The organism is Actinomadura rugatobispora (assembly GCF_042656285.1).
In the GTDB taxonomy this organism is placed as follows: domain Bacteria; phylum Actinomycetota; class Actinomycetes; order Streptosporangiales; family Streptosporangiaceae; genus Spirillospora; species Spirillospora rugatobispora.
Genome location: NZ_JBHSON010000253.1, coordinates 1 through 1,011 on the forward strand (window position 1 = coordinate 1; position 1,011 = coordinate 1,011).

A 1,011-nucleotide genomic window follows, 5' to 3' on the forward strand; every position below is an offset into this window, starting at 1 on the left:
GGGATGCCGTACAGCGATATCACGCCGTCGGAGACGTTCGAGCAGGCGTTGAAGATGCTGGATTACGAGGCGTTCCGGCGTGAGCAGGAGCTGGCGCGGGCGCAGGGCCGGTATCTGGGTGTCGGTACGTGCACGTATGTGGAGCCGACGACCAGTGCGATGGGGTTGCACGCGACCGAGGGCGCGACGATCCGGATCGAGCCCTCGGGCAAGGTGAACGTCTACGTCTCGGGGGGTTCGAGCGGGAACAGCATCGAGACGACGGTGGTGCAGCTGACCGCTGACGCGCTGGGGGTGGACATCGCCGATGTGCACACCATCCAGGGGGACACGGCGGTGACGCCGTTCGGTGGCGGGACGGCGGGGAGCCGGTCGGGGTCGATGACGGCGGGGGCGGTGGCCGAGACGGCCTCGGTGCTGCGGGAGCGGATCGTGGCGATCGCCGCGCACCGCCTGGAGGCCGCGGCCTCCGACATCGAGTTGTCGGGCGGGCGGGCGTCGGTGCGCGGTGTGCCCGGGTCGGGGGTGTCGCTGGCGGAGATCTCCAACCTGGCCTACTTCCAGCCCGAGGCGTTGCCGGCGGGGGTTCCGGCGGGGTTGGAGGCCAGTGGCCGCTACAAGCCCGAGCATCCGATCATCTGGGCCAATGCCACGCATCTGTGCACGTGCGAGGTGGACGTGGTGACCGGTGAGGTGCGGTTGCTGCGGTTCATCGTGAGCGAGGACTGCGGTCCGATGATCAATCCGAGTGTGGTGGAGGGGCAGATCGCGGGCGGGACGGTGCAGGGGATCGGCGGGGCGCTGTACGAGCATCTGGCCTATGACGGCGAGGGCAACCCGATCGCGACGACGTTCATGGACTATCTGCTGCCCACGGCGTTGGAGGTGCCCGATATCGAGTACGGGCACATCGAGACCGACTCGCCGGGTCCGGGCGGGTACAAGGGCGCGGGTGAGGGCGGTGCGATCGGGGCGCCGCCGGCGGTGATCAACGCGGTCGCCGACGCGCTG

Annotated in this window: 1 protein-coding gene; it reads left to right on the forward strand. The window is 69.6% G+C overall.

The window, feature by feature from the left end:
- A partial coding sequence (locus ACFPZN_RS56165) for a xanthine dehydrogenase family protein molybdopterin-binding subunit (RefSeq protein ID WP_378293639.1) occupies positions 1-1,011 on the forward strand: 1,011 nt, incomplete at both ends.